Annotated in this window: 26 protein-coding genes, 1 tRNA gene and 2 riboswitches; of the genes, 18 read left to right on the top strand and 9 right to left on the bottom strand. The window is 70.5% G+C overall.

What is annotated here, in order from left to right:
* Positions 1 to 730: 730 nt before the first annotated feature.
* A complete protein-coding gene (locus Asera_RS23110) occupies positions 731 to 1,225 on the top strand; it encodes a nucleoside-diphosphate kinase (protein ID WP_030447291.1) in 495 nt (164 codons plus the stop codon).
* A gap of 315 nt (positions 1,226 to 1,540) precedes the next feature.
* Here Asera_RS23110 and Asera_RS23105 read toward each other — a convergent pair whose 3' ends face one another.
* The 3 genes from Asera_RS23105 to Asera_RS23095 form a co-directional block, all read right to left on the bottom strand.
* Positions 1,541 to 1,948 (bottom strand): NUDIX hydrolase, encoded by a 408-nt coding sequence (locus tag Asera_RS23105; RefSeq protein WP_030447289.1) that lies wholly within the window; start codon positions 1,946 to 1,948, stop codon positions 1,541 to 1,543.
* Complete coding sequence (locus Asera_RS23100) at positions 1,945 to 2,607, bottom strand: NUDIX hydrolase (RefSeq protein ID WP_030447288.1); 663 nt, start codon at positions 2,605 to 2,607, stop codon at positions 1,945 to 1,947. Before Asera_RS23100 ends, Asera_RS23105 begins: the two co-directional genes overlap by 4 nt.
* 204 nt (positions 2,608 to 2,811) lie before the next feature.
* A complete protein-coding gene (locus tag Asera_RS23095; RefSeq protein WP_051802491.1) occupies positions 2,812 to 3,159 on the bottom strand; it encodes a transcriptional regulator in 348 nt (115 codons plus the stop codon).
* A gap of 277 nt (positions 3,160 to 3,436) precedes the next feature.
* Here Asera_RS23095 and Asera_RS23090 point away from each other — a divergent pair, with 277 nt between their 5' ends.
* The 7 genes from Asera_RS23090 (at position 3,437) to Asera_RS23060 (ending at position 9,356) form a co-directional block, all read left to right on the top strand.
* Positions 3,437 to 3,679, top strand: coding sequence for a helix-turn-helix domain-containing protein (locus tag Asera_RS23090; protein ID WP_051802540.1), 243 nt, complete (start codon positions 3,437 to 3,439; stop codon positions 3,677 to 3,679).
* A 1-nt stretch (position 3,680) separates the two neighbouring features.
* Entirely contained in the window at positions 3,681 to 4,208 is a 528-nt protein-coding gene (locus Asera_RS23085) for a MarR family transcriptional regulator (RefSeq protein WP_030447285.1), read from the top strand.
* Entirely contained in the window at positions 4,208 to 4,876 is a 669-nt protein-coding gene (locus Asera_RS23080) for an RNA polymerase sigma factor (protein ID WP_030447284.1), read from the top strand. Before Asera_RS23085 ends, Asera_RS23080 begins: the two co-directional genes overlap by 1 nt.
* 231 nt (positions 4,877 to 5,107) lie before the next feature.
* A complete protein-coding gene (locus Asera_RS23075; protein WP_169745864.1) occupies positions 5,108 to 6,487 on the top strand; it encodes an ATP-binding protein in 1,380 nt (459 codons plus the stop codon).
* A gap of 140 nt (positions 6,488 to 6,627) precedes the next feature.
* Positions 6,628 to 7,536, top strand: a complete 909-nt coding sequence (locus Asera_RS23070; RefSeq protein WP_212804712.1) for a bifunctional DNA primase/polymerase — start codon at positions 6,628 to 6,630, stop codon at positions 7,534 to 7,536.
* A gap of 357 nt (positions 7,537 to 7,893) precedes the next feature.
* A complete protein-coding gene (locus tag Asera_RS23065) occupies positions 7,894 to 8,133 on the top strand; it encodes a helix-turn-helix transcriptional regulator (RefSeq protein ID WP_244843995.1) in 240 nt (79 codons plus the stop codon).
* Positions 8,133 to 9,356 (top strand): site-specific integrase, encoded by a 1,224-nt coding sequence (locus Asera_RS23060; RefSeq protein ID WP_030446081.1) that lies wholly within the window; start codon positions 8,133 to 8,135, stop codon positions 9,354 to 9,356. The genes Asera_RS23065 and Asera_RS23060 overlap by 1 nt, the downstream gene beginning before the upstream one ends.
* Positions 9,357 to 9,437: 81 nt before the next feature.
* On the opposite strand, the gene Asera_RS23055 is transcribed toward Asera_RS23060, so the two are convergent.
* Positions 9,438 to 9,511, bottom strand: a tRNA-Pro gene (locus Asera_RS23055).
* A 376-nt stretch (positions 9,512 to 9,887) separates the two neighbouring features.
* On the opposite strand from Asera_RS23055, the gene Asera_RS23050 reads away from it, so the two are divergent.
* The 10 genes from Asera_RS23050 to gcvP all read left to right on the top strand — a co-directional run bounded on the left by Asera_RS23050 (position 9,888) and on the right by gcvP (position 19,205).
* On the top strand, positions 9,888 to 10,502 hold the full coding sequence (locus Asera_RS23050) for a CDP-alcohol phosphatidyltransferase family protein (protein WP_030446080.1): 615 nt from the start codon (positions 9,888 to 9,890) through the stop codon (positions 10,500 to 10,502).
* Positions 10,499 to 11,452 (top strand): DUF881 domain-containing protein, encoded by a 954-nt coding sequence (locus Asera_RS23045; protein ID WP_051802184.1) that lies wholly within the window; start codon positions 10,499 to 10,501, stop codon positions 11,450 to 11,452. Before Asera_RS23050 ends, Asera_RS23045 begins: the two co-directional genes overlap by 4 nt.
* Positions 11,449 to 11,781 carry a small basic family protein gene (locus Asera_RS23040; RefSeq protein ID WP_030446078.1) on the top strand — a complete coding sequence of 111 codons (333 nt, stop codon included), beginning with the start codon at positions 11,449 to 11,451 and terminating at the stop codon, positions 11,779 to 11,781. The genes Asera_RS23045 and Asera_RS23040 overlap by 4 nt, the downstream gene beginning before the upstream one ends.
* Positions 11,782 to 11,783: 2 nt before the next feature.
* Positions 11,784 to 12,671 (top strand): DUF881 domain-containing protein, encoded by an 888-nt coding sequence (locus tag Asera_RS23035; protein ID WP_030446077.1) that lies wholly within the window; start codon positions 11,784 to 11,786, stop codon positions 12,669 to 12,671.
* 107 nt (positions 12,672 to 12,778) lie between these two features.
* Positions 12,779 to 13,159, top strand: coding sequence for a glycine cleavage system protein GcvH (gcvH, locus tag Asera_RS23030; protein ID WP_030446076.1), 381 nt, complete (start codon positions 12,779 to 12,781; stop codon positions 13,157 to 13,159).
* A gap of 131 nt (positions 13,160 to 13,290) precedes the next feature.
* Positions 13,291 to 13,734, top strand: coding sequence for an oxoglutarate dehydrogenase inhibitor Odhl (gene odhI, locus Asera_RS23025; RefSeq protein ID WP_030446075.1), 444 nt, complete (start codon positions 13,291 to 13,293; stop codon positions 13,732 to 13,734).
* Positions 13,735 to 13,796: 62 nt separating this feature from the next.
* Positions 13,797 to 14,492, top strand: a complete 696-nt coding sequence (gene ftsR, locus Asera_RS23020) for a transcriptional regulator FtsR (RefSeq protein WP_051802194.1) — start codon at positions 13,797 to 13,799, stop codon at positions 14,490 to 14,492.
* 222 nt (positions 14,493 to 14,714) lie between these two features.
* A complete protein-coding gene (locus Asera_RS23015) occupies positions 14,715 to 15,179 on the top strand; it encodes a bifunctional nuclease family protein (protein WP_030446073.1) in 465 nt (154 codons plus the stop codon).
* Positions 15,180 to 15,406: 227 nt separating this feature from the next.
* Positions 15,407 to 15,994, top strand: a complete 588-nt coding sequence (locus tag Asera_RS23010) for a MerR family transcriptional regulator (protein WP_084131397.1) — start codon at positions 15,407 to 15,409, stop codon at positions 15,992 to 15,994.
* 59 nt (positions 15,995 to 16,053) lie between these two features.
* Positions 16,054 to 16,153, top strand: a riboswitch (glycine riboswitch).
* A riboswitch (glycine riboswitch) is annotated at positions 16,154 to 16,249 on the top strand.
* Positions 16,250 to 16,361: 112 nt separating this feature from the next.
* Positions 16,362 to 19,205: an aminomethyl-transferring glycine dehydrogenase gene (gene gcvP / locus Asera_RS23005; protein WP_030446071.1), complete on the top strand. Its 2,844-nt coding sequence runs from the start codon at positions 16,362 to 16,364 to the stop codon at positions 19,203 to 19,205.
* A 36-nt stretch (positions 19,206 to 19,241) separates the two neighbouring features.
* On the opposite strand, the gene Asera_RS23000 is transcribed toward gcvP, so the two are convergent.
* The 5 genes from Asera_RS23000 to Asera_RS22980 form a co-directional block, all read right to left on the bottom strand.
* On the bottom strand, positions 19,242 to 19,451 hold the full coding sequence (locus Asera_RS23000; protein WP_030446070.1) for a DUF5999 family protein: 210 nt from the start codon (positions 19,449 to 19,451) through the stop codon (positions 19,242 to 19,244).
* Between the two features lie 181 nt (positions 19,452 to 19,632).
* Positions 19,633 to 21,468 (bottom strand): substrate-binding domain-containing protein, encoded by a 1,836-nt coding sequence (locus Asera_RS22995; RefSeq protein WP_030446069.1) that lies wholly within the window; start codon positions 21,466 to 21,468, stop codon positions 19,633 to 19,635.
* A 126-nt stretch (positions 21,469 to 21,594) separates the two neighbouring features.
* Positions 21,595 to 22,317 carry a hypothetical protein gene (locus Asera_RS22990; RefSeq protein ID WP_030446068.1) on the bottom strand — a complete coding sequence of 241 codons (723 nt, stop codon included), beginning with the start codon at positions 22,315 to 22,317 and terminating at the stop codon, positions 21,595 to 21,597.
* A 96-nt stretch (positions 22,318 to 22,413) separates the two neighbouring features.
* On the bottom strand, positions 22,414 to 23,829 hold the full coding sequence (locus Asera_RS22985) for a GntT/GntP/DsdX family permease (protein ID WP_030446067.1): 1,416 nt from the start codon (positions 23,827 to 23,829) through the stop codon (positions 22,414 to 22,416).
* A 107-nt stretch (positions 23,830 to 23,936) separates the two neighbouring features.
* Positions 23,937 to 25,103: a coiled-coil domain-containing protein gene (locus Asera_RS22980; RefSeq protein WP_051802183.1), complete on the bottom strand. Its 1,167-nt coding sequence runs from the start codon at positions 25,101 to 25,103 to the stop codon at positions 23,937 to 23,939.
* Positions 25,104 to 25,147 lie beyond the last annotated feature (44 nt).

Here is a 25,147-nt window from a genome sequence, read left to right as displayed (position 1 = left end):
GCGAGCGTGCCGGCCGATTGCGTGCATGGCGTGTGGTCCCCGCTTGGTCCCCGCTCGTCGGTCCGCTCGTCGCCCCCGCCCGCTAGACCTAGCGGGTCGTGCCGCTAGACCTAGCGGGGCCGCTAGCCGCACTTCCTGCCGCCTACCAGGGACCTAGCGTCTAGCTGTCGGCCCTTACTGGACCACCACCGAGCCGATTTCGGCCGTCTATGGCCGTCTCAGAGGCCGCTAGTTTGCTCTCAGAGAGAGCGTCGCCGCGCTCGTGCACCGGAAGTGTCCTGAAGGGCGTCAGGCTGTCTCGCGCCGGCTGAGGGCCCATCCGTCACCTACCAGGCAGGCGGCCACGAGTGACGAAACACCGTCGACGGTGTTTCGTCGCCGCATCGCGAGATGCCCGCGCCGCCGCGACCGGCCGCCCGCGGCGGCGGGGGCATCTCAGTCCGGGTGCGCCTGGTGACGTATTCACCGCGGCCGTTGCGTCACGCGTGCGGCGGACCGGGTGACAGAACCCGCCAGGCGGATTCCGTCACGGGCATCCGTGCCACCATTCGTGCCAGTGGCACCGATGGTGTGACCTGCGCTTATGCCATTCGTGCCATTCGTGCCACCGGGGAGGGGGTCTGGCACGATCGAGGTCCGGCACACGCCCGGTGAGGTCGGCCCAGGCGGCTTGAATGCTGTAGGGCAGGCTGGTAGCTAGACACCTCTCGACAGCGAAGGAGAACACCAGGTGGCCGGGATCGAACGCACCCTCGTGGTGCTGAAGCCGGACGCGGTTGCCCGCGGACTGGTCGGACGGCTGATGCAGCGGTTCGAGGACGCCGGGTTGAAGATCGTTGGCGCAAAGATGAAGGTCATTGACGCCGACTTCGCACAGAAGCACTACTTCGACTTGGCAGAGCGCGCCGGTCAATCGGTGTACGACGCGATCGCCGGATTCATGCAGAGCGGGCCGGTAATCGCGTTTGTGCTCGAAGGGGTCGAGGCCGTTGCGAACGTCCGCCGGCTCGTAGGAAATACCTTCCCAAACGAAGCTCCCGCCGGCACTATTCGAGGCGACTTCGTCCACACCTCGAAGGCGTTCACTCAGGAAAACCACAAGCCCGTTCTGAACCTCGTTCACGCGTCCGGAAACGTTGACGAGGCAAAGTATGAAGTAGATCTGTGGTTCTCGCCTGACGAGCTCTTCGATTACCAGACCGCCGCGGAACGATTCACTTTCTGAGGATGCAATGCAGGTTACAGCCCGGCCGGATGAGCTAATCCGCGAGTACGACGAGTCCGTTATCGCGGCTGATCATCGGTCCGCAATGGAGTATGCTTATGCGCTAACGGAGATTTACCGTTGGCGCGCCGACATTCCGAATGCGGAAAAATACGCGATCAAGTGCCTCGATCACGCGGAATCGATTTCGGCCGACACGCTCGAAGAGGTCACAACCCGCCGCCTGAACATCGGTGGGATAGAGCTTCCGGAGCGCCTACACGATGGCGTCGTGCGGTCGAGGTTCGCGCACCTACTGCCAGAGCCGCAGGAGAGCTAAGCGAGCGCTGCGTCGAGGTACTCCTGTACAGGCTCGTAGAACGGGTACGGGACGTACTCCGAGAGTTTCGGCCGATCGCACCATTCGACGGCGGCCAACTCGTCGTCGTCCACGAGCCGCGCGGTACCGGATACCGCGCGGCACGCCACGTAGATCATGGTTCGCTTCGTTGCCGGGTGAACACGCTCGCCGAGTTCTTTCACCGGTTCGACGGTGAGCCCGACTTCTTCCTGAGTTTCGCGCACGGCCGCGTCCGAGCAGGTCTCGCCAGACTCAACCTGCCCCGCGGGGAACTGCCACGAGAGCGAACCTTCCTTGACGCGGCGCTGCACCATCAGAACCTGACCGTCTTGAACGATGATGGCGGCGGCGATCGGTGGGCGCGCTTCCTGGGGCGTGGTCATTGCTTTCCCTCCAGTAGGTCCAACACGGGCCGAAAGATTCGATCCGCCGGAATGAATCGAGTAACGCTCGTTCGCGGCGCCCATATTACGTCGACGTTTTCCGCCGGGTCGCGGTTCTCGGCTTCGCCGGCCAAGTACTCACACATGAAGTATTCGGCACGCACCCTGGTCACAGGGTGGATGCGTCCACCGAGCGGCTTCCTCGCAACGCATCGCACGCCGGTCTCAGCCAGCGTTTCCCGGACGGCCGTCGTCTGCGCCGATGATCCGGGCTTCACGATCCCAGCGGGGAACTGCCAGGTGATGCCTGACGAGTCCTCGTCACGACGGCACACGATCAGCACGCGGTCCGCCTCGAACACCACGGCGATAGCGACCGTCAGCGCGGCGATCGGCTCCGGTTCGTCGGGCTCTGCCACGTCGGGTCCGAGCTGTGCTGCGAACCGAGCCCGTACGCCGTCGTCAACGCTCTCGTACAGGTGGTCGAGTTCGGCCTGCAAGCCCTTGGTGATCACCATGTCGGGTCGCTTGTGCCAGTCCGTCACCGTCCGACGACCGGCGCCAAGCCTCGCGGCGAACTGCTCTTGAGTGAGCCTGAGCGCCGCTTCTAGCGCGCAAGCATGCCGGCCGGTCCACTGGTCGATGCCCTCACCCGACATGCCGCCGCCTCTGCGCACTGACTGCCACGCCGCCGCCGTCCCGCCGCCATGTCCGGCTGTCGGGGCTTCGCAGGCTGCGCATGCGATGCCTGGTTAGCTCCGGTCGCGACCGGTTGACTTGGGGACATCGCACGAACCACAAAGGACGGTGACCGGGGCGATGACGAACGACCAGGCGGTACGGCAACGTCAAGCGCATGTCCACTACCGCGATCTCTCGCCGTTGGCCTCGATCGCATCGACGCGGGCGGACAACTCCGCTAGCTCTTGGCGCAGACGTCCCAGCTCTCGCGTGACGTCCGTGCCCGGAAGTGTCGGCTCCTCGCCGCGATCCCCGTTGGAGAGGTCTTCGAGCCGCGAACGCGGCCAGCCAAGCGCTTCTGAGAGCGCCGCCAAGGTGCGCGGACTACGCCGACGTGGCGTCAGGTTCCGCTGAAGCTCTCGAACGGTCATCAGCGCGACGCCGGCTTTGCTCGCCACGTCGGCTTGCGTGAGATCGAGTTCCGCCATGCGGTCGGTCATCGCGACGCTGACGGCTTCCCAGTTGGGCATGACAGTGGCCTCCCGACGCCAGTATCAGCACTGATACTAGCTTGCCGCATCAGCCCGGCCGATGCCGTACCAGGCGCCTCGATCGCTGCCAGGTAGCCGGAAGGACCCCCAGGTGTCGCAGGTTTCGCAAGCGTCGCTTGACACAGCTAATTTCAGCACTAATATCAGCACCAACGTTGGTCGCACACGTTGCAGCCAGCGCAGCAAAACGGCCCGACCGGTGTTGGCGCACCAGCCGGGCCAGGCATCCCCATCCGTTGCTGTCGGAGGAGTGAAGATGCAGGACCAGCGTAGCCCCGAAGATGTCGTGAGCACCGTTCCCGCCGTGCGGCCGTACCGCGTGAAGCAGGTTGCCGAGCTGCTGGATGTGCACCCGGCGACGGTGTACCGGGCGATCGAGTCGGGCCGCCTGGCGGCGCTGCGGGTCGGTGCGGGCCGGGGCGGGTTGCGGATCACCCGGCAGGCGTTCGAAGCGTTCCTCGCCGCCATCGCTACCAGCGTCGATGGCGAGGTGGCCTGAGATGAGCGCCCCGCTGTTCGAGGTCACGCCCGAAACGACCGTGCGGCTTCGGATCGAGTTGCCGTTGACCGCCGACGAGATGGCCGCCGCGCTCTACTACGAGCTGCATCTTGTGGCCGACGACCTGGTGCACGACCAGGACGTGCGCGACGCCCTGGTGCTGGCGGTCGCGACCGAGGGCCTGACCGCGGTGCGGCAGCGCGCCGAGAGGCTGTGCGCCGAGATCGCCGCGGGCACGGTCGACGCCGCGTGGCTGGCGGTCTGCCGGCGCCGCCTGGCCGACGTGTTCGCCGCCGGGCCGGTCGCCGGTCGGCCGATGCAGGAGACGCGGCGCGCGATCGCGCGGCGGGTGGCTGCGCAGCCGGGTATGACGCCCAAGCAGTTGACCGACGCGCTGGGGATCTCGTATCAGGCGGTGCGGCGTGCGTGCACGCGGATGGCCGCCGATGGGCAGGTGTCGCGGGACGCGACCGGCCGGTACTTCCCGGTGTCGACCCGTCCGGCTCACGCCGTGCTGGGGGTGGCGTGATGCGCGCGCACCTGGTGGAGATGACCGACGCGGGGTTGGTGGCGGCGGCGCAGGACGGCGACCGGGACGCGGTGGGCGTGCTGTACGCGCGGCACGCGGCCGATCTGGTGCGCTACCTGCGATCGGTGGTCCGCAACTCCTACGGCGGCGCGACCACGGCCGAGGACATCGCACAGAACACCTGGGAGGAACTGCTGACCGGCGGTCTGGCCAAGTTCGCCGACCGCGGGCCGGACGGGCCGGGGTTCGGGCGGTGGCTGCGGGGGATGGCCCGCTACCAGGCGTTGCGGCACTTCAGCCGGCACAGCAAGGAAAGCGCGGTGGACGACACGTTCTGGCAGTACGCGGAGGTGGCCGCGCCGCCGCTGTTGGAGCCGGTCGACCGGCAGCGTGAGGCGATGCGCGAGCGGTTGAGTACCGAGGTTGCCGAGCTGCCGCCGGTACAGCGCCAGGTGGCCACGCTGCGGCTGTCCGGGCTGCGTCCGATGGACATCATCGAGCAGACCGGATGGACCAAGACGAAGGTCGATTCGTCGTGGCACATCGCGCAGCGCACCTTGAAGCGCCGCGCGTCCGGGACCCCGGGGCGTGGCTGCACGCCGGCGCAGTACGCGGTGATTCAGAAGATGGTCGCCGCCCGCGCCAACACCGCGGCCGAGGCGGCGTGAGATGGCCGCCCGGTCGCGGACGAACCCGCAGGTGCGCACCGGTACAGCACCGGCGCCGAACCCGGCACCGGACGCGGCGCGCATGGCGCGCAGACCCGGCCGGCCGGGTGAGTCCGCGCGGTCGCTGACCAGCGAGACGACCCGGACGCACCCGGCCCCGTGACCGGGGTCCGGCACCGCCCGCAACGCGGCGCCGAACCCGCCCGACCAGACGCGACAGGAGTTGTGTCGATGCTGCCCGCACACCCCGGCGAACCCGGTCTCACCCAGACCCGGCCGCCACTCGAACCCGCCCCGGACCCGGACCCGGACGCGCTGCCGCGTGCCCGGCCGCGTCTGGTGCGCCTGGCCGACGTGACCCCCGAGCGCATCACGTGGCTGTGGCCCGGCTACCTCGCCGCCGGCAAGCTGCACGTCATCGACGGTGATCCGGGTACCGGCAAGTCGACCATGACCACCGATCTGGCCGCCCGTATCACGACCGGCAAGCCGTGGCCGGACGGGCAGCCCGGCACCGGCCCAGCCGGGGTCGTGCTGCTGTCTGCCGAGGATGACCCGGCCGACACCATCCGGCCCCGGCTGGACGCGGCCGGGGCGGATGCGGCGCGGGTGGTGGCGCTGACCAGCGTCACCGAGTGGGACGCACGCGATGCCGCGTGGGTGGACCGGCTGGTGACGCTGCCCGACGACGCCGGGATGGTGGCCGACGCGATCGCCGCCGTGGGCGCCGCCCTGGTGGTGGTCGATCCGCTGATGGCCTACCTGGGGGAGAAGGTCAACGAGTACCAGGACAAGGACGTCCGCCGTGCGCTCACGCCGCTGATCAAGACCGCGGAGAAGACCGGATGCGCGATCGTGCTCGTGCGGCACTTCACCAAGGGTGGCGGGCCGTCGCCGATCTACCGGGGCGGCGGCTCGATCGGCATCATCGGTGCCGCCCGGCTCGGCTACGCGGTGGCCAAGGACCCCCGCGACGAGGGCCGGGTGATCGTCGCGCCGACCAAAGCCAACATCGCCGTGATGCCGCCCGCCCTGGCCTACCGCCTGGTGGACGCGCCCGACCACGGATGCGCCCGCATCGAGTGGGACGGCACCGTCGACTACACCGCCGCCGACCTGCTGCGGGACCCGGCCGCCGATCAGGACCGGGCCGCGTCACGCAACCGGGCGGCGGCGTGGCTGGTGGAGTTCCTGACCGAACGGGGCGGGCAAGCCCCGTCGTCAGAGGTCAAGGCCGCCGCCGAACAGGCCGGGATGCCGTGGCGCACAGTCGGTCGGGCGCGGGAGTCCGAAGGTGTCATCGCCGACCGGTCCGGGTTCGCCGGTGGCACCGTCTGGCGACTGCCTGACGCGCCCGCATCCGTGCCGGCCACCCCTCCCGGTGGCACGAATGGCACGAATGGCATAAGCGCAGGTCACGCCATTGGTGCCACTGGCACGAATGGTGGCACGGATGGTGGCGCGAATGGCGCGGTCGATGTGCCGCTACCGGTCGACGTGCCCGGCATCGGCTCGTGCGAACGATGCGGCCGACCGGCACGGGTCCGGCCGGGCCGGCAGACCGTCTGCGAGTCCTGCGCACCGACCGGCACGGGCCGCCCACCGAGCTAGCCGACGGCTGCTATCGCTAGCAGCCCTGCCTGCTAGCGATAGCAGCCCTGCTAGCAGCCAAACCATGCCGTGACCTGCCCGGTAGCAGCTAGCAGCACCGACACCGACACCCGCCCAACCCGCCGAATCGAGGTAACGCGATGACCCACCCGACGAGCCGCTATCACCGGCCGGCACGGGCCGCCGCCGGGCGCGGCTGGCCGGTGTTCGTGCTGGGCCGCACCAAACGGCCCGTGGCCAACTGTCCACAGTGTCACGACGCCGGACCCGGACACGACCGCGAAGCGTGTGGTTGCCTGACGTGCCACGGGTTCTACGCCGCCACCACCGACCCGCACCGCATCGCCGCCATGCTGTCCGCCGTCCCCGCCGGGCTGCTGGCCATCCGGACCGGGGCGGCGGCCGGGCTGGTGGTGGTCGACATCGACCCCCAGCACGGCGGGCAGCTCGATCGGTCGGTGATGGTGCCCACCTACACCGTCGCGACCGGCTCCGGAGGCTGGCACCTGTACTACGCCCACCCCGGCCACCCCGTGCTGTCCCGGCCGATGCCCGACCGGGCCGGCGTCGACATCAAGGCAGACGGCGGCTACGTGGTCGCCCCGCCATCGGTCCACCCGGTCACCCGCCGCCCGTACCGCACCGTGCACGACGGGCCGGTGGTTGAGATGCCCCCGCGCCTGGCGGCCATCGTGGACCGGCCGACCGCGCCCGCACCGCACCGACCCGCACACCGCCCAACCACCCCGACCACGCCGCACGCCGGGGGAGGGGGCATCTCATCACCCGCCGCCCTACTGGCCACCAACCTGCGGCGCATCACCACCGCCCCGGTCGGCCGCCGCCGCACCACCCTGTACGGGGTCGCGCGCGGCGTGGCCCGCATCGTCGCGACCGGCGCACTCGACACCACCACCGCCGTAGCCGAACTGACCGACGCCGGCCGCGCCGCCGAACAGACCGACCGCGACATCCGCGCCGCCATCACCGGCGGCTTCCGCGACGAGGGCGTACCCCTCCCCGCCGACACCATCGGAGGCGCCGCATGACCCGCCCACCCCGGGGCTATCGGATAGCCCCACCCGCCGCAATCGATAGCCCCGCCGCTAGCCCCATGACCAGCCAGATAGCCGATAGCGGCGCCACCGCGCCAGGTGACCGAACACGCCCCCTGGCCGTCGACCAGGTGACCACCGTCCCGCCACTATCCGCCCCGCTACCAGTAGCGGCCCCGCTACCGGCGCCCGCTACTGCCGATCCGCGCTCTGACCAGGGACAGTGCGGCCCAGTAGCGAGTAGCGGCACCGGCCAGACCCCCGGGCGCGCCAGGCGGGGGAGTGCGGACGCCACCACTCGCCAGCGCGCTACCGCTACGCGTACCAACAGACAGAGAGGCCACCGCCGCCGTGACCACCGCCACCACCGAACCGCTCTCGTCGGCCACCGAGATAGCCCTACTGACCACAGAGGAAGTCGCCCGTATGTTGCGCGTTGACTCGTCCACGCTGCGGCGATGGCGGACCGCCAGCCCGGTGCAGGGGCCGCCGTTCATCCCCATGTCGGACCGTGTGGTCATGTACCACGCCGACGACGTGATGACGTGGCTGCGCTCCCGGCGCATCAGCACTGGCGAGGTGGCCGCCTGATGGCCAAGAAGATCACGCCGCCAATCGGGGTTGAGCTGTCGACCGACATTGAGCACCGGCCCGACCGACGAAGCCCGTTTCGCGCCCGCGTTCGCTGGACCGACCCGACTACCGGGGAAAGGCGATCACGGTCTGAGTCAAAGGCAGACATTGACCAGGCCGACGCGTGGATCGCGGACATGGAAAAGGCCGCGCGGGGTGGCGTCGATCCCGGGGCCGCCACCATGCCGCTTGCCGAATACGGCGCCGCGTATCTGAACCTCGCCATGCGCGGGCTGGAAAAGAAGACCCTTGACCCGTACCTCGCCGGCTGGCGAAAGCGCGTAGTTCCGACGCTTGGGCATATATCGGTTCGAATGGTTACAAACGGCGCGGTTGATCGAGCTGTGCACGCCTGGATTGCTGACGAGTGCAGCCGGTCGACGGTGAAGAACAGCATTGCCGTCCTGGTGCGCGTCATGGAACAGGCAATGCGGGACGGGATTATCGACCGGAATCCGGCGCGCGTGACCGGCTGGCAACACGAGTTCGCCCGTGCCGAGGATGAGTTGGACGATCCGCGATCACTCGCATTACCGAGCTGGGAATCGCTGCGCGAGTTGGCCGACGCGCTGGTTGCCCGCTCGTCTGGCCAGTACCGGGGGTGGGGCGATGTCGTCGTATTCGCGGCGTGCACTGCCGCCCGTATCGGTGAGGTGTCCGGCGTACGCGCCGGTGATATCGACCGTGTCGATTGGATGTGGACGGTGCGACGCCAGACCACGCCGGGGCCGGGGGGACTCATCGACAAGGGCACGAAGGGCAAGCGCGCCCGCACCGTGCCGCTGATCGAGGAAGTCCGGCCGATGGTGTCGGCTCGGATGAACGCCGCCGTGGACGAGAACGGCGAGTTCGACCCGGACGCGCGGCTGTTTGCCGGACCGCGTGGCGGTCGGATCAGCACGGCCGTCCTGCGGGATGCGACGCACTGGGACGAGGTGGTGAACGCGCTTGGGCACGAGCACTTGCGGCGGCACGATCTGCGGCACACCGGGCTGACGTGGCTAGCGGATGCAGGGGTGCCGGTGCACGTTCTGCGCAAGATCGCCGGGCACGGCTCGTTGACCACGACGCAGCGGTACCTGCACCCCGATCGGCAGTCGATCGACGACGCCGGACGGGCGCTCAGCGCCCACTTGACGGCCAAACGGTCCCCAAGTGGTCCCCACCTGCGGGTCGTGTGAGGTAGGGGAGTAGTCCACAGTGGACAAGTAGAAGGGCCGCTGACCTCGCGTTATGCGATGGTCAACGGCCCTTCGGTGCTGTCGGGACGGCGGGATTCGAACCCACGACCCCTTGACCCCCAGTCAAGTGCGCTACCAAGCTGCGCCACGTCCCGAGGCCGCGCTGCCGCGGCCATCACAGCGTAGCGTAGCCGCGTCCCGATAGTCCGCCGGGGACACCCGTCGCCGTGCTTGGCCCGGTTGCGTACCGGCCGGGTGCCCCGCCGGCCCGGCCGCGCCCGCCTGGTTCGTGCTGTGATCCCATCCGCTCTGCCATCCAACCAGCTACCTAGGAAGCAATGAGGTGCAGTGATCCGCACCACACCTACCGAGCACCCAGCGACGGCACCGAATGCGTGCCCGGCCGATCGACACGGCTACGATGGCGTCGCTAACGGGGGGAGCGGGGCGTCCAGCCGGGCGCGTCCTGGGTGCTGGCCCCGAGCAAGGCCGGGAGGGCCGCGGAGGGGAGGCCAGATGGCGCGCCGGTCGGTGTCGACCTCGTCGGTCGCGGCCGGTACGGGGCAGGTCGTGTCGCACCGGGTCTTCACCCTGCCGAATCTGGTCAGCCTGATCCGGCTCGCCGGAGTGCCGCTGTTCGTCTATCTGCTGCTGGTCGCCCACGAAACGATCGCGGCCCTGGTGGTGCTCGCCGTCGGCGCGTCCACCGACTGGGTCGACGGGCAGCTGGCCCGGCGGCTCAACCAGGTCACCCGGCTCGGTCAGCTGCTGGACCCGATCACCGACCGGGCGTACATCGTGGTCACGGTGCTCGCCCTGACGGTGTCCGGCGCGGTGCCGTGGCAGCTGACCGCGGTACTCGTCGCCCGGGAGGCGGTGCTGGCACTGTCGTTCCCGGTGCTGTGGCATCACGGGTACCAGGCGCCGCTGCAGGTGCACTACCTGGGCAAGACGGCGACGTTCGTGCTGATGTTCTCGTTCCCGGTGCTGCTGCTCGCCACCGTCGGCGGCGTCGTACAGGCGGTCGCGCTGCCGGTGGGCTGGGCGCTGGCGCTGTGGGGCGCGGCGCTCTACTGGTACGCCGGGGTGCTGTACCTGATCCAGGCGGCGCAGGTGGTGCGCGCGGCGAGGCGGAGCCTGCGGTGAGCGATCCGCTGGACCCGCCGAAGGGCGAGCCGGCCGGGCCAGGCCCGACCGGCCGGACGTGGGGCAAGGCGTTCGGCGCCGACCTGCTCGCCCGGCTGTACGAGACATCGCTGGAGCCGGGGTACGCGGCCGCGGCGGAGAAGCGGCGGCGGGAGGGCCCGCAGCGGCCGTTCGCGCGGCGCCTGGGCAAGGCCGGTACGGCGGCGATGGCGTTGCTGTTCGGGGTGCTGATGGCGGTGACCTACCGGCACGCGGTGGCCGCGGAACCGGAATCGCATCGCACCCACGATCAGCTCGTTGGTGAGGTGAAGAGCCAGCGCGCCGACACCGATGCGTTGCAACGGCGAGCGGATCGGTTGCGGGCACAGGTGTCGCACCAGCGTGACGAGGCGCTGTCGCTGGCCGGCGGGGACGAGGCGGACCGGCTGCACGCGTTGGAGGCCGCGAACGGGTTGGACCGGGTCCGCGGGCCGGGGTTGACGGTGACGTTGACCGATGCGCCGACGCCGAAGGATCCGGTGACCGGCAAGGAGAGTTCGGAGAACCTGGGCCGGGTGCTGGATGTGGACATCCAGGAGGTGGTGAACGAGCTGTGGCGCGACGGGGCGGAGGCGGTGGCCGTGGACGGGCAGCGGCTGGGCGCCACCTCGACGATCCGTACCGCGGGGGAGGCGATTCTGGTGGACTTCCGGCCGGTGAACAGTCCGTACAAGATCACGGTGATCGGGCCGGGTTCGATGGGTGACCGGTTCGGGTCGTCGGCCACCGACGCGCGGTACGAGGGGTTCGTGAAGCGGTACCAGATGGGGTTCGCGGTGCAGCGGTCGGCGCAGTTGACGCTGCCGGCGGCGGCCGACCAGCAGCTGCGGTACGCGCACCCGGTGCGTCCCGGCGGGTCGGCGTCGCCGTCGTCGTCTCCTTCGGCGTCGGGTACCGGGGGCGGCCGATGATCGCGTTGATCGCGCTGGTGGTCGGGGTGGTCGTCGGGTTCGCGCTGGAGCCGACGGTGCCGACGGGCCTGCAGGCGTACCTGCCGATCGCGGTGGTGGCCGCCCTGGATGCGGTGACCGGTGGGGTGCGGGCGTGGCTGCGCAAGGAGTTCAACGACAAGCAGTTCGTCATCTCGTTCGTGTCGAACGTGCTGGTGGCGGCGCTGATGGTGTACCTGGGTGACAAGTTGGGTGTGGGCGCGCAGCTGTCGACCGGTGTGGTGGTGGTGTTGGGGATGCGTATCTTCGCGAACGTGGCGGCGATCCGGCAGACGTTGTTCAAGGCGTGACGATGGCCGAACACGAGGAACCGCGGGAGGTCGCCGGCTCGCCGAAGCCAGGGGCTCCAAAACCGGGGTCGCCGAAGGAACCGGACGAGGCTGCGGCCGAGGACTCGGCGGAGGCGGAGCCGCGGGACGGCGCGGACGGCGCGGACGGCGTGGCGGACCGGGACGAGTTGCCGCCGGTGCGGTGGTGGACGCACCGGTTGCCGCGCCGGTCGGCGGCGCTGATCGGGGTGCTGGTGGCGTTGCTGGGGTTCGCGCTGGCGGTGCAGGTCAACAGCAACGACTCCGATCAGGCGCTGGCCGGTGCCCGGCAGGAGGATCTGGTGCGGATCCTGGACACGTTGGACTCGCGCAAGGAGCGGCTGCAGCAGGAGATCGCGTCGTTGAACTCGCAGCGGCAGCAGATCTCGTCGACCGAGCAGGGTCGGGCGGAGGCGTTGAAGGAGGCGCGGCAGCGCGCGGACGATCTGGGGATCCTGGCCGGGACGTTGCCGGCGGAGGGGCCGGGGTTGGCGGTGGAGTTCTCCGGTGGCAAGGACGGCGTCGGGGCGAGCGTGTTGCTGGATGCGGTGGAGGAGCTGCGGGGCGCGGGCGCGGAGGCGATGCAGGTCGAGGGTTCGTCCGGCGGTGCGGTGCGGATCGTGGCGTCGACGGCGTTCGTGGACGGTTCGGGTCGGTCGCTGTTGGTGGACGGGAACCGGTTGTCGGCGCCGTTGACGTTGTCGGTGATCGGGGACGCTTCGACGATGCAGGCGGCGTTGAACATCCCGGGTGGGGTGGTGGACACGGTGCGCCAGGCGGGCGGCAGGGTGAGTGTGCGGCAGCCGTCGGTGGTGCAGGTGTCGGTGACCCGGTCGGCGCCCGCAGCGCGGTATGCCCGCCCGGTGTCGTAGCCGCTGGTTGTCGTACATTGACGGGGTTCGCCGGCGCAGGCCGGTGGTGGGGTGGCCCGGTTGTCGCGGGTGCGGCGGCGGCCTTGGTGCGTTGAGAGGACACAGCGGTGATTCCCGACGATCTGCGGTACACGGCGGAGCACGAGTGGGTGCGGGCCTCGGGCAACACGGTGCGGGTGGGTATCACGCACTTCGCGCAGGACTCGCTGGGTGATGTGGTGTTCGTGGAGTTGCCGGAGCCGGGTGCTGCGGTGACCGCGGGCCAGGCGGTGGGTGAGATCGAGTCGACCAAGAGCGTGTCGGACGTGTACTCGCCGGTGACCGGCACGGTGTCGGCGCGCAACGAGGCGTTGGGTGATTCGCCGGATCTGATCAACCGCGAGCCGTACGGCGAGGGTTGGATGCTGGAGATCGAGGTGTCGGATCCGGCGGAGCTGGACGGGCTGCTGGATGCGGCGGCGTACGAGAAGGTCACCGGCGAAGGCTGAGGTGCCGTCGGAGGCTGGCCGCGCGTAGTGTTGGGGCTGCTGGTTGGTTCCGGCGTGGGCCGGGTCCGCCCGGTGCAGGCGGTGGCTGGTGTGCGGGCCACCGAGGATCGCGATGGTCTTGAGGTGGTCCGATGACCCGGCCCGACGACGAGTTCCCCCCACTCGACGTCACCTCGACGTTGAACATCGGTGCGCTGGAGGACATGCTCGACAGCGCGGCCGAGGCCGAGGTGGTGCCGACCCGGCTGGCGCGGTCGTTGCCGCCGGGGACGGCGCTGCTGGTGGTGCGCCGGGGCCCGAATGCGGGTGCGCGGTTCCTGCTCGATCACGATGTGACGACCAGTGGCCGGCATCCGGACAGCGACATTTTCCTCGACGACGTGACGGTGTCTCGCCGGCATGCGGAGTTCCATCGGGAGTCCGGTGCGTTCGCGGTGCGTGACGTGGGCAGTTTGAACGGGACGTATGTCAACCGGGAGCGGGTCGAGACGGCTACCCTGAGCAATGGCGATGAGGTACAGATCGGTAAGTTCCGGTTGGTTCTGATCGCCGGTCCGAGGGCGGACGACGCGTAGGGGGCGCAGTGGCCGGGTCCGAGGGCTCGTCGGCGCGGGTGTCCGATGGGGCGCGTGCGGCGATGAGCATCGGTGAGGTGCTTGCTCATCTTCGGGGTGAGTTCCCGGACACCACGATTTCGAAGTTGCGGTTCCTGGAGTCCGAGGGTCTGGTGGAGCCGGAGCGCACGCCGTCGGGTTACCGGAAGTACTCGTGGGACGACGTGTCCCGGTTGACCTACATCCTGACCGCGCAGCGCGATCACTACCTGCCGTTGCGGGTGATCCGGGAGCATCTGGCGGCGCTGGACGAGGGCCGGCTGCCGCCGGGTGGTGCGGTGGTGTCGCGGCCGCCGTTGGTGGCGGTGGAGCAGCTGCCGACGGCGCAGGATTTTCGGCCGGCGTCGGGGGATGTTCGGCTGTCTCGGGCGGAGCTGGCCGAGCAGGCCGGGATCGACGACGCGCAGCTGCGGGAGTTGGAGCAGTTCGGGTTGGTGTCGGCGCGGTCGGGTTACTACGACGCGGACGCGGTGGAGATCGCGAAGGTGGTCGGTCTGTTGGCGCCGTTCGGTGTGCAGCCGCGGCATCTGCGGGCGTACCGGTCGGCGGCTGATCGGGAGATCGGGTTGTTCGAGCAGGTGGTTGCTCCTCTTGCGCGGCAACGGAATCCGCAGGCGCGGGCGGCGGCTGCGGAGACGGTGCGGGAGTTGGCGGCGTTGTCGTTGCGGTTGCATGCGGCGTTGGTGCAGGCGGGGTTGCGCGGCTCGGTGGGCGGGTAGTCGATCGTCCCTGTCGGGGCTGGTTCGTGTCGGCTTGGGGCCGTTGGGGCGGGGCCGGACGGTGGCCGGGCTCGGCGTGTACCGTGCTAGGGAGACGCGGGATTTCCCTGTTCGTTGGCTGCCCGGTCCGAAAGCGTGGCGGTGACGGATGCGTGCGGTGGCGTTGGTGTCGGTCCCGGTTGGCCGTGCGGGTGGGGACGTCCGGGAACGACGGAGGCGGCGGTGCAGGAGCTCAGCGTGGTGGGTGTCCGGGTGGAGTTGCCGGGCAACCAACCGATCGTCCTACTGAAAGAGGCCTCGGGGGATCGGTATCTGCCGATCTGGATCGGTGCTGTGGAGGCGACGGCGATTGCCTTCGAGCAGCAGGGGGTGAAGCCGGCCCGGCCGCTGACGCACGATCTGCTGCGGGATGTGTTGACGGCGTTGGGGACTCCGTTGCAGCTGGTGGAGATCACCGAGTTGAAGGACACGGTGTTCTATGCCGAGTTGGTGATCGGTGATGGGGTGCGGGTGTCGGCTCGGCCGTCGGATGCGATCGCGTTGGCGTTGCGGGTGGGCGCGACGATCCAGTGTTCGGAGCAGGTGCTTGATGCGGTCGGCATCGTGATTCCGGACGAGCAGGAGGACGAGGTCGAGCGGTTCCGCGAGTTTCTCGATCAGGTGAGCCCGGAGGATTTCGCCGGCTGAGGTGGCTGCTGTTGCTAGGGTGGCGCGCCGCGGCCGGGTCGCCTCGGGTTGTCGGCGTGTCGCGTCGTCGAGCGGCGGGCTGGCCTCAACCAGCGGTATAGGGTTCGGTTGTCGCGGGTTCTGGCATCTGGTTGACCCCGCGCCGCGGTGTTTCTACCGTCGAGGGTGGCGCGACGCTTCGTGGTCGGGCTGGTGCGCCCGGCAGTGTGGTGCGGGGAGGTTGTCACATGGACGAGCGGCGATCCGGGCAGCATGCGACTGATGGTGGCGTGGCCCAGGGTGTGTTGTTCGCCTCCGTGGGCGACGAGCTCGACGGTGATGATGTCGGTTATCGCGGGGTGACGGCCTGCCATGCGGCGGGGATCAGTTACCGGCAGTTGGACTACTGGGCGCGGACGGGTCTGGTGGTGCCGAGTGTGCGGCCGGCGGCGGGTTCGGGTAGTCAGCGGCTGTACTCGTTTCGCGACATCGTGGTGTTGAAGGTGGTCAAGCGGCTGCTGGATGCGGGCGTGTCGTTGCAGAACATCCGCAAGGCGATCGATCAGCTGCGTTCGCGCGGGGTGGGTGATCTGGCGCAGATCACGCTGATTTCCGATGGTACGACGGTGTACGAGTGTCGTTCGCCGGAAGAGGTGGTCGACCTGTTGCAGGGCGGCCAGGGTGTGTTCGGGATCGCGATCGGTGGTGCGTTCTCGGAGATTCGGGGCTCGTTGGCCACGTTGCCGGCGGAGCCTGCGGCCGGGGTGGATGCGCCGGTGTCGGCGGCGGGTGACGAGTTGGCCGCGCGGCGTGCGGCGCGCCGGCACGCGGGCTGAGCTGCGGCGGGTGTGGCGGGCCGGTCGGTCGGCGCCGCTGGTACGGTTCAGGAAAGCTGTTGACCCGTGTGGGAGAGACCGCCCGGCCGGTTGGTCGGGGGGCGCCGAAGGGGCAATTCCTCCCCGGAACCTCTCAGGCAAAAGGACCGCTCGGGTAGGCGTCTCTGGAGAGTAGGTGGCCGGTGGCCGCCTCACCGACGGGGTAAGTCCGCGATGCGGGTGAAGCTCTCAGGTTTCGTGGACAGAGGGGGAGGACGCTGGCGCGGGCGTGTGCCCGCATGGTGGCGACCTCCTGGAGATCGTGATGACCGATCGGGCACCGGCGCAACGCGGCCCGGAGATTGACGAGACCGCTGGCCTGGGCGGTGTGGCGGCGGTGCCGTTCGCGGCCCGGCACATCGGGCCGGGTGCGGCCGAGCAACAGCGGATGCTGGCCGAGGTGGGGTACTCCTCGGTGGCGGAGCTGCTTGCGGCGGCGATGCCGGAGACGATCCTGACCCGGCAGGCGCTGAGGCTGCCGCCGGCGGCGGGTGAGGCGGAGGTGACCGGCGAGCTGCGCCGGTTGGCGGACGCGAACCGCACCATGGTGCAGATGATCGGTCTGGGCTACTACGGCACGCACACGCCGGCGGTGATTCTGCGTAACGTGCTGGAGGACCCGGCGTGGTACACGGCGTACACGCCGTACCAGCCGGAGATCAGTCAGGGCCGGTTGGAGGCGCTGCTGAACTTCCAGACGGTGATCGAGGATCTGACCGGGCTGGCGGTGGCGGGTGCGTCGCTGCTGGACGAGGGTACGGCGGCGGCGGAGGCGATGACGCTGGCCCGCCGGGCGAACAAGAAGTCGACCTCGCCGGTGTTCCTGGTGGATTCCGACGTGTTCCCGCAGACGCTGGCGGTGCTGCGGACCCGGGCGCTGCCGCTGGGTATCGAGGTGCGGGTGGCGGATCTGGCGGCGGGGCTGCCGGACGGGGAGTTCTTCGGCCTGCTGACGCAGTACCCGGGTGCGTCGGGCCGGGTGGTCGACCACGAGGCGCTGTGTGCCGCGGCGCATGAGCGGGGCGCGCTGGTGACGGTGGCGGCGGACCTGCTGGGTCTGTGCCTGCTGCGCCCGCCGGGCGAGGTCGGCGCGGATGTGGTGGTCGGGTCGGCGCAGCGGTTCGGGGTGCCGATGGGTTTCGGTGGCCCGCACGCCGGGTTCATGTCGGTACGCAAGGGTCTGGAGCGGATGCTGCCGGGCCGGCTGGTGGGGGTCAGCAAGGACGCCGACGGGCAGGTGGCGTACCGGTTGGCGTTGCAGACCCGGGAGCAGCACATTCGCCGGGAGAAGGCGACGAGCAACATCTGTACCGCGCAGGTGCTGCTGGCGGTGATGGCCAGCATGTACGCGGTGTATCACGGTCCGGACGGGCTGCGGCGCATCGCGGCGCGCACCCACCGGCTGGCGACGATCCTCGCGGCCGGGTTGCGTACCGGTGGGGTCGAGGTGGTGCACGAGGCGTTCTTCGACACGGTGTCGGCGCGGGTGCCGGGTGGCGCGGCGCAGGTGGTGGCGGCGGCCCGGGACGCGGGGATCAACCTGCGGCTGGTGGATGCGGACACGGTCGGGATCGCGTGTGACGAGACGACCGGCGACGGTGATCTGCTGGCGGTGTGGCGGGCGTTCGGTATCGCCGTGCCGTCGATCAGCGAGGTCGATGCGCGGTGCGCCGAGCCGCTGCCGGCGGCGCTGGTGCGTTCGGCGGGCTATCTGGCGCATCCGGTGTTCGCGGCGCACCGCTCGGAGACGGCGATGCTGCGCTACCTGCGGGATCTGGCCGACAAGGACTACGCGCTGGATCGCGGGATGATCCCGCTGGGGTCGTGCACGATGAAGTTGAACGCGACCACGGAGATGGAGCCGATCACCTGGCCGGAGTTCGCGTCGATTCACCCGTTCGCGCCGGCCGACCAGACGGAGGGCTACCGGGAGCTGATCGACGACCTGTGCCGCTGGCTGGCCGAGGTGACCGGCTACGACGCGGTGAGCCTGCAGCCCAATGCCGGCAGCCAGGGTGAGCTGGCCGGGCTGCTGGCGATCCACGGCTACCACCAGGCGCGGGGCGAGTCGCAGCGCGACGTGTGCCTGATCCCGTCGTCGGCGCACGGGACGAACGCGGCGTCGGCGGTGATGGCCGGGATGCGGGTGGTGGTCGTGGCCTGCGACGACGACGGCAACGTGGACCTGGCCGACCTGGATGCGAAGATCGCCGCGCACGCCGACTCGCTGGCGGCGATCATGGTGACCTACCCGTCCACGCACGGGGTGTACGAGCAGCAGATCGCGCAGCTGTGCGGCAAGGTGCACGACGCCGGTGGCCAGGTGTACGTGGACGGGGCGAACCTCAACGCGCTGCTGGGGTTTGCGAAGCCGGGCCGGTTCGGCGCGGACGTGTCGCACCTGAACCTGCACAAGACGTTCTGCATCCCGCACGGTGGCGGCGGGCCGGGTGTGGGTCCGGTGGCGGCGCGCGCGCACCTGGCGCCGTACCTGCCGGGGCATCCGATGCTGGACGGCAACGACCCGCAGCGGCCGACGGTGTCGGCGGCGCCGTACGGGTCGGCGGGGATCCTGCCGATCTCGTGGGCGTACCTGCGGCTGATGGGCCCGGACGGGCTGACCGCGGCGACCGGGGCGGCGGTGCTCGCGGCCAACTACCTGGCGGCGCGGCTGCGGCCGCACTTCCCGGTGCTGTACGCGGGGGCGAACGGGCTGGTGGCGCACGAGTGCATCGTGGATCTGCGGCCGGTGACGAAGTCGTCGGGGATCAGCGTGGACGATGTGGCGAAGCGGCTGATCGACTACGGGTTCCACGCGCCGACGATGTCGTTCCCGGTGGCGGGGACGTTGATGGTGGAGCCGACCGAGAGCGAGGATCTCGCGGAGCTGGACCGGTTCGTGGAGGCGATGATCGCGATCCGCCGCGAGATCACCAAGGTCGAGTCGGGTGAGTGGTCGGCGGAGGACAATCCGCTGGTCAACGCGCCGCACACGGCGCGGATGCTGACCGCCGACGACTGGTCGCACAAGTATTCGCGGCAGGAGGCCGGCTACCCGAACGGGGACGGGGCCCGGCAGAAGTACTGGTCGCCGGTGCGCCGGATCGATGGTGCGTTCGGCGACCGTAACCTGGTGTGTTCGTGCCCGCCGCCGGAGGCGTTCACGCAGTGAACCCACGGGCCGCCGTCTGGCCCGCCGGCGGGTGGGTCAGGCGGCGTGCGCCGGCCTGCGGTGCGGCGCGGGGCCGCGGTGCGGGGTGATGGAGCTGCCGTCGGGCAGCAGCTGGCCGGTGTCGTCGAACAGCACCACCCCGTTGCACAGCAGGCTCCACCCCTGCTCGGGGTGGGTGAACAGGATTCTGGCCGCGTCGCGCGCCGGGTCGTCGGCGGCCGGGCAGGGTGGCTGGTGCTGACACATGGTGTGGTCTCCCGTGGTGACGGCGGCGCGCCGCGGACCGGGCGCCGTGCACGCCTCATGGTGGCGTGTCCCTTCAACCGAACGACATGACGCGGCCGCGGGTGACGGTCCGGATCCGCCCGATCGGGTGCCGTGCCCGCGGTTCGCCGCGCCCGCCACGGTGCGTGGTGCTAGCGGGTCGTCAGTCGGAGGTGGGTGGGGCGCCGCTGAACAGGGCGGTCAGCAGCACCTTGGACACCTCGGTGGGGCTGCTCGCCGCGTACGTGCGGCCGCCGGAGGCCTGCGAGATGGTCTGCAGCGACGACAGGTCGACGCCGCTGCCGTACCCGACGGTCACGACCGGCAGCGGATGGTTCTTGTCCGCGCCAGCGTTCAGGGTGCTGGTCAGTTCGGCCAGGCCGGTCTTGCTGGCCGAGTCGTTGCCGGAGCCGGTGACCACGACGATCCGGTTGCTGGCGTCGTTCTGGTAGTGCTTGCGCATCATCTTGTAGGCGGCGGCGACCGTGTCGTACAGGGTGGGTTCGCCGACGGGCTGCAGCTGGTCGAGCGCGTTGTTGATGGCGACCCGCCTGGTGGTGCCCTGGTAGGTGCCGTTGAGCGTGTCGACGGGCACGATCTGCTCGTAGTCGGCCGAGTCGCCCTTGACGTGGCTGGCGTAGTCCCACAGGCCCAGCCGCGCGCCCGGCCCGAACAGGGTGATGGCTTCGGCGACCGCGTCGCCGGCCAGCTGCAGCTTGGTCTTGTTGGTGCCGGCGACCTTCTGCCCCATGCCCGAGGACACGTCCATGATCAGCAGCACGTTGCTGTCCCGGGAGATCGACGTCCACATCGACACGGTCTGCGACACCGAGTCGGGGCTCATCACCTTGCGTGGCAGGGTGGGTACCTTGCGGTCGACGCCGTTGGCGGCGGTCATCAGCGGGCCGGGCCGGCGGGAGGCGTCCCGGTAGCCGGCGTCGCGGAACGCCTTCTTCGCGGTGGCCGAGCGCAGGTCGGTGAGGAACGTGCGCGCGATGTCGCTGCGGACCCGCTGCGCGTCGTCGTTGATGCCCGGGGTCGTCTGGTGTGACCAGCTCAACCGCAGGTAGGGGAAGTCGGCGTCGGCGCTGCCGTCGGACGGGTACACGGCCGTCAGCGGCACCTTCGGCCCGTCCTGGTTGTAGCTGATCACGTCCTGTTCCAGGGCGGGGAACGCCGACACCGTCTTGAGCACCGCGGTGGTGCTGCTGGAGTCGGCCGACTCCAGCTTCTGGATCACCTGCTGGGTGTCGGTGGGGTGGGCGGCACCGACCTGCCAGATCTGGTTGAGGCTCAGCCGCTCGGCGGTGGATATGTCGCCGTCGTCGTTGGCGTCGGCCATCGCGGTCACCGCGTGCAGCCCGGCGGTGGAGGTGGTCGCGTCGGTCATGTCGACCCGGATGCCGCCCCAGCTGGGGTGCCCGTACTTCGCCCACACCTTGCCGGCGTACTGCGTGGCGAGCTGGTTCCAGGTCAGCTTCGGGGCGACCTTCTTCATCACCTCGGCCATCGGCTTGGGCATGGCGATCACTGCGGGGCTGCGGGCCAGGCTGGGGCGCCGCTCGGGCAGCATCCGCGCCGCATCCGGCCGCGACGCCGCCAGCTGCATCCACAGGCTGGACTCGGGCACCCAGGCGTCCGGGCGGGTGCCGTCGGTGCGGGGGTCCCAGCTGGGTGCCAGCGCCGCCGCGACCGAGGCGGAATCACGCGGGACGACGCTGATCTTCGCGCAGTGCCCGTCGACGGCCGGGCTGCCCTGCATCCAGGTCTGTGCCTGCTTGTCGATGATGCTGGACACGGCCGGGTCGGCGTACACGGTGGCGGTGACCGCGCTGCCGCCGCAGCCGCGGGTCACCAGCACCACCCAGGTGGTCGTCAGGCCGGCCAGGACCAGCGCACAGATCGCGGTGATGATGATCCACGGTGCGATGATCAGGTGCTTGCCGATCCTACGCCGGTGGGAGCGTAGGCCGCCCTTGGCGTGGTTGCCACGCGGCACGTCGCCTCCCTGGGGGTGTGGGAACGCCGGCGGCAGCGGCCACCGAATCTGGCACAGTGTAGGGCGTGCCGGTGCGGGCGGCGCGGCCACGCGGGTACCGGTGGTGAAACGGCTCGCAGCCGCGCTTCAGTCGATCTGCGGCAGCTCCGCCAGCCGGGCCTCCACCTCCGCCAGTTCGCGCCGCAGCTGCTCGGCCCGCTCCGCGGCGGCGTCACGCGCCGCAGCGACGATCTCACCGACAGCGTCACTGACCGCCGGCGCGTCGAGCATCTCCACCATCCGCAGCGCGTCCGCGGCACGCACGGGTGTCGGCTTGGCCAGCACCCGGGAGCCCCGCTGCGCCTGCACCGACCAGTCGCCGTCCTGCCAGGTGAGCGTCACGGACAGCTCGGCCGGCCCCTTTGCCTTGCCGCGCCGTGCCGCCGGACGGGCCGCGGCCGGCCTCGGCTCGGTGTCCGCGGCGGGTTTCGCGGCCGGGGCGGCAGGCTGCGGCGTGGTGACGGTGGCGGTCGCGGCCGGTTTCGCGGTGCTGGCGGCGGCCGGGCGGGAGGCGTCGGACGCTGGTGCCGGGGTGGCAGCGGCCGGTTTACCGGCCGGCTTCGCCGGGCGGCGCGGCGCCTTGCCGGGCAGTTGCAGGTCGCCGGGGGCGAACTCCAGCTTGTCGCGGCCGAAGCGCACGCTGATGAACTCGTCGGCGCCGGCCGGGTCACCCACCGCGGTGACCTGCCCGGTCTGTCCGGCGATCTGTCCGGCGGCGGCGGTGAACACCACCTTGGGGCGCCGCCCGGATGAGACCGCGCTGCGCAGTGTCTCGATGTCGTCTACCGACAGTCCTCGGGGGGCGGCCATGGCACCCAACCTCCTGATCGTGATGTGTTTCGCGGGTCGTGCTGATTGATACCAGCAGCCTGCGACATCGCGACGATCAGTCCGCTACGTACCCGTTCACAGGATCAGGCTGGCCAGCATGATGAAGCCCAGCCCGACCACCGAGATGATCGTCTCCATCACCGACCAGCTCTTGAACGTGTCCCCGACGCTCATCCCGAAGAACTCCTTGACCAGCCAGAACCCCGCGTCGTTGACGTGCGAGAAGAACAGCGAGCCGGCGCCGATCGCGAGCGCCACGAGCGGTTTGTTGACGGTGATGTCGGGGGAGGCGACCAGCGGGGCCATGATGCCGGCGGCGGTGACGGTGGCGACAGTGGCCGAACCGGTGGCGAGCCGGATCAGTACCGCCACGCCCCAGGCCAGTAGCAGCGGCGAGAGGTGACTGCTCTCGGCGGCCTTCTTGATCGCATCGGCGATGCCGGAGTCGATCAGGACCTGCTTGAAGCCGCCACCTGCGCCGATGATCATCAGGATGCCGGCGGCCGGCAGCAGCGCGTCGCCGAGAAACTCGGTGATCTTCTTGCCGCCGAAGCCGCGGGACACGCCGAAGGTGAACATCGCGACGATCAGCGAGATCAGCAGCGCCACGATCGGTTCGCCGACGAATTCGGCCCACTTGAGCAGGCCGGAGTTCTTCGGCAGGGTGATCTCGGCCAGGGTGCGCAGCAGCATCAGCGCGACCGGCAGCAGGATCGTGAACAGGGTGGTACCGAAGCTCGGCGGGTTGTCGACCCGGCGGGTCTGCGCCACCTGGTCGAGCAGCTTCTGCGTCGGGTGCGGGTGCGCGAACCGGGCCGCGACGTGCGCGTACAGCGGGCCGGCGATGATCACCGTCGGGATCGCGATGATGAGCCCGATCAGCAGCGTCTGCCCCAGGTCGGCGTGGATGGCGCTGATGGCGACCAGCGGCCCGGGGTGCGGCGGCACCAGCCCGTGCAGCACCGACAGGCCGGCCAGCGCCGGGATGCCGACCATGATGTACACGTTGCTGCGGCGTACCGCGCCCTCCTGATCGGTGCCCTCGAAGTGGTGCTGCACCTCCCGCGCCATGGTCAGGATCAACGGCAGCAGCAGCACCAGGCCGATCTCGAAGAACATCGGGATGCCGATGATGCCGGCCACCAGCGCCATGATCCAGGGCACCGAGCGGGGTTTGGCGTGCCGCAGCAGGGTGTCGGCGATCTGCTGGGCGCCACCGGATTCCGACAGCAACTTGCCGAGCATCGTGCCCAGCGCGATGACCACACCGACGTTGCCCAGCACCGAGCCGACGCCGACCTCGAACGAGAGGGCGACCTTCTCGGGGGACAGCTTGTCGGTGACCACGCCCGCGAGCAGGCCCATGAACAACGAGCCGATCATCAGCGCGAGGAACGCATGCATCTTGATCTTCGTGGTGATCAGCACGATCACCAGCACGATCGCGGCGAGCGCGGAGACCATCAGCAGCGTGTCCTGCGTGGTCCACATCGGCGACCACCCCATCCGAGTCGACGGAATCGACGAGCATGGTGCGGCGGCCGCAAGGCGGCCGCCTTGGTGATCTTTGTACACCCTTTGGGCGGGCTGATGTTCTTTTAGCGGTCGGCGCCGGCCGGGTCCGGCGGTCGGGAACCGTTCGCGGTGGGTGCGGACAGCCGGGCCAGCGCCGTGGTCAGGTTGGTGACCTGCTCGGTCAGCTGGGTCGACTGGGCCCGCAGCCCGGCCAGCTCGGCGCGGGCGGTGGCGAGCTCGTCGGCGAGCTCGCCGCGCCGGGTCTCCGCGGCGGCGGCGGCGGACTCGGCGGTCTGGGCGCGGGAGGCGGCCGCCTGCCGTTCGGCGGTGGCGGCCTCGGCTGCCCGGCGTGCCTCGGCCGCCTCGACCCGGGCCTGTTGTGCGGCGGCGCTCGCCTCCTGCGCCCGCTGCTCGTGCTGCCGGGCGGTACGCTCCGCGTCCGCGGCGGCGGCCCGGGCGGCGGCGTGCGCGTCGCGTTCGGCGGCCAGCCGCTCGGCCAGCTCGTCCCGCCCGGCCTCGGCCGCCTCGGCCCGGTCCCGCTGCTGCTGCTCGACCCGCTGCACGGCGGCGAGCTGCTCGGCGAGCCGGTCGCGTTCGGTGGCGGCGCCACGGGCCTCGTCGCGCGCGGCGTCGCGCTGCTGCACGGTGTCGGCGTGCAACGCCCGCGCGGTGACGGCGTCGGCGCGGGCGGCGTCCCGCTCGCCCAGCGCGGTACCCAGCTCGGTGTGTGCGGCGCTCGCCTCGGCCCGGGCCGCATCGGCCTCCGCGCGCGCCGTACCGGCCTCGGTGGCGGCGGTCTCCGCCGCCTCGATCGCCTGCGCGGCGCGCGTCTCGGCGTCCCGGTGGCCCTGCCGTGCCGCCTGCGCCTCGGTACGGGCCTCGTCTCGTTCGGCGTGCGCCGCGGCCAGCTGGGCCGAGGTCTCCGCCCGTACCTGGGCGACCTGGCGCTCGACGCCGGCGGGCGACAGCTCGGCGTGCAGCGACTCGGCGAGCGTGTCGGCCAGCTGCTCCAGCCGGTCGACCAGCTCCCACGAGCGGGCGATCTGGCCGGTGAGGCCGGGCGCGTTGCGTTCCCGCATCCGCGAGTTGCGGGCCGCGCGCTGGCAGGCGCCGTCGTTGTCCCGGCAGTACCGGAACGGGCGGCCGGCGCCGATGCGCTGCGGCACCGGCTTGCCGCAGTACGCGCAGGGCCGGGTCGGCGCGTCGGCCGGGCTGAGGTCGGCGACGGTTTCGGCGGCAGGGTCGGCCATGTCGGCCAAGTCTAGGTACCGCGGCGCACCGGCCTGCGGTCGGA

It is taken from the genome of Actinocatenispora sera, from assembly GCF_018324685.1.
In the GTDB taxonomy this organism is placed as follows: domain Bacteria; phylum Actinomycetota; class Actinomycetes; order Mycobacteriales; family Micromonosporaceae; genus Actinocatenispora; species Actinocatenispora sera.
This window is presented reverse-complemented; position numbering and strand designations above follow the sequence as displayed.

What these genes read in the sequence shown, in the direction of transcription:
- Asera_RS22990 (WP_030446068.1), bottom strand. Translation starts at nt 22,317, where the DNA reads ATGGCCGCCCCCCGAGGACTGTCGGTAGACGACATCGAGACACTGCGC.
- Asera_RS23060 (WP_030446081.1), top strand. Translation starts at nt 8,133, where the DNA reads ATGGCCAAGAAGATCACGCCGCCAATCGGGGTTGAGCTGTCGACCGAC.
- Asera_RS23035 (WP_030446077.1), top strand. Translation starts at nt 11,784, where the DNA reads ATGGCCGAACACGAGGAACCGCGGGAGGTCGCCGGCTCGCCGAAGCCA.
- Asera_RS23075 (WP_169745864.1), top strand. Translation starts at nt 5,108, where the DNA reads ATGCTGCCCGCACACCCCGGCGAACCCGGTCTCACCCAGACCCGGCCG.
- odhI (WP_030446075.1), top strand. Translation starts at nt 13,291, where the DNA reads ATGACCCGGCCCGACGACGAGTTCCCCCCACTCGACGTCACCTCGACG.
- Asera_RS23105 (WP_030447289.1), bottom strand. Translation starts at nt 1,948, where the DNA reads ATGACCACGCCCCAGGAAGCGCGCCCACCGATCGCCGCCGCCATCATC.
- Asera_RS23000 (WP_030446070.1), bottom strand. Translation starts at nt 19,451, where the DNA reads ATGTGTCAGCACCAGCCACCCTGCCCGGCCGCCGACGACCCGGCGCGC.
- Asera_RS22980 (WP_051802183.1), bottom strand. Translation starts at nt 25,103, where the DNA reads ATGGCCGACCCTGCCGCCGAAACCGTCGCCGACCTCAGCCCGGCCGAC.
- Asera_RS22985 (WP_030446067.1), bottom strand. Translation starts at nt 23,829, where the DNA reads ATGTGGACCACGCAGGACACGCTGCTGATGGTCTCCGCGCTCGCCGCG.
- Asera_RS23070 (WP_212804712.1), top strand. Translation starts at nt 6,628, where the DNA reads ATGACCCACCCGACGAGCCGCTATCACCGGCCGGCACGGGCCGCCGCC.
- Asera_RS23085 (WP_030447285.1), top strand. Translation starts at nt 3,681, where the DNA reads ATGAGCGCCCCGCTGTTCGAGGTCACGCCCGAAACGACCGTGCGGCTT.
- Asera_RS23100 (WP_030447288.1), bottom strand. Translation starts at nt 2,607, where the DNA reads ATGTCGGGTGAGGGCATCGACCAGTGGACCGGCCGGCATGCTTGCGCG.
- Asera_RS23095 (WP_051802491.1), bottom strand. Translation starts at nt 3,159, where the DNA reads ATGCCCAACTGGGAAGCCGTCAGCGTCGCGATGACCGACCGCATGGCG.
- Asera_RS23040 (WP_030446078.1), top strand. Translation starts at nt 11,449, where the DNA reads ATGATCGCGTTGATCGCGCTGGTGGTCGGGGTGGTCGTCGGGTTCGCG.
- ftsR (WP_051802194.1), top strand. Translation starts at nt 13,797, where the DNA reads ATGAGCATCGGTGAGGTGCTTGCTCATCTTCGGGGTGAGTTCCCGGAC.
- Asera_RS23080 (WP_030447284.1), top strand. Translation starts at nt 4,208, where the DNA reads ATGCGCGCGCACCTGGTGGAGATGACCGACGCGGGGTTGGTGGCGGCG.
- Asera_RS23090 (WP_051802540.1), top strand. Translation starts at nt 3,437, where the DNA reads ATGCAGGACCAGCGTAGCCCCGAAGATGTCGTGAGCACCGTTCCCGCC.
- Asera_RS23010 (WP_084131397.1), top strand. Translation starts at nt 15,407, where the DNA reads ATGGACGAGCGGCGATCCGGGCAGCATGCGACTGATGGTGGCGTGGCC.